Annotated in this window: 1 protein-coding gene; it reads left to right on the top strand. The window is 67.3% G+C overall.

Translation table 11 applies throughout. The features are described from left to right. On the top strand, window positions 1-1,322 hold a 1,322-nt coding region (locus HUK84_RS18625; RefSeq protein WP_176641555.1), incomplete at both ends, for an autotransporter assembly complex protein TamA.

Raw genomic sequence — 1,322 nt, 5'->3', positions numbered from 1 at the left:
ATCGTGCTCGACGCCCCCGAAAAGGCCGCGCTGGGCCTTGCCGCCGGCCAGCCCGCCATAGCCTCCGACGTGCTGGCGGCGGGCGCCAGGCTCCAGTCCCAACTGAAGGAGGAAGGCCACGCCCTGGCCCAGGTCGGCACCCCCACCGCATGGCTGCGCCCGCAGACGCAGACCCTGGACGTGGAGTACGTGGTGCATCGCGGCCCGGTGGTGACGATCGGCACCATCACCCTGTCGGGATTGGTGCACACGCATCCGGCCTTCATCGCGCGACGCCTGACCATTCATCCGGACCAGCTCTACCAGCCCTCGAAGATCGAGGCCGCGCGCCAGGACCTGGCATCCCTGGGCATCTTCTCCGACGTGCAGGTCGCCGACATGCCCCCGCTGACCGCTGACCGGCAGATGCCGCTGGATTTCGCCTTCACCGAAGGCAAGCGACGCCTGGTCGCGTTGCAGGCCGGCTTTTCCACCGATCTGGGCGGCCGCGCCGGCGTCAGTTGGACCCATGACAACATGTTCGGAAATGCCGAACAATTGCGCCTGACGGCCCTGATCACCGGCCTGGGCGGTTCCGCCCAGCAGGGGCTGGGCTATGACGTCTATGCCGACCTGATGAAGCCGGATTTCGGCTCCCGCAACCAGAATCTCAGCGTCCGGGTCGAAGGCATCCGCCAGTTGCTCTATTCCTACCGCCAGACCGCGCTGCTGGTCCGCGCCGGCATCGTCCGCCGCCTCGGGCGCTTCTGGAACGTCTCCTACGGTGCCCAGGCCGAACAGGAACAGATCCAGCAGATGGGCATGACGAACGATTACACGATCGTCTCGCTGCCCCTCTCGGCCAATTTCGACAATACCGGCCTCAGCAACCCGATCGACCCGGCCACCCACGGCGCGCGCGTCTCGCTCGGCGCCACGCCATCGATGTCGCTGAACAGCCATACCGCCTTCTTCACCATTCTCCAGGCCACCGGTTCGACCTATTTCGACCTCGCGCATCTCGGGATCGCACGCCCCGGCCGCAGCGTGCTCGCCGTCCGCGCCGTCGTCGGCAGCGTGCAGGGCGCATCGACCTTCGATATTCCCCCCGACCAGCGCCTCTATGCCGGCGGCAGCGCCACCGTAAGGGGCTTTCGCTATCAGGGTGTAGGACCACAATTTCCCAACACGAAATTCGCCATCGGCGGCACCGCGATGGACGCCGGCTCGGTCGAATTCCGCCAGCGCCTGTTCAAAAGCTTCGGCGCCGCCCTGTTCGCCGACGCCGGCCAGGTCGCCACCGGCAGCGCGCCGTTCCATGGCACGCTGCGCGTCGGCGCAGG

The sequence above is a fragment of the Nguyenibacter vanlangensis genome, assembly GCF_013376155.1.
In the GTDB taxonomy this organism is placed as follows: Bacteria; Pseudomonadota; Alphaproteobacteria; order Acetobacterales; family Acetobacteraceae; genus Gluconacetobacter; species Gluconacetobacter vanlangensis.
This window is presented reverse-complemented; position numbering and strand designations above follow the sequence as displayed.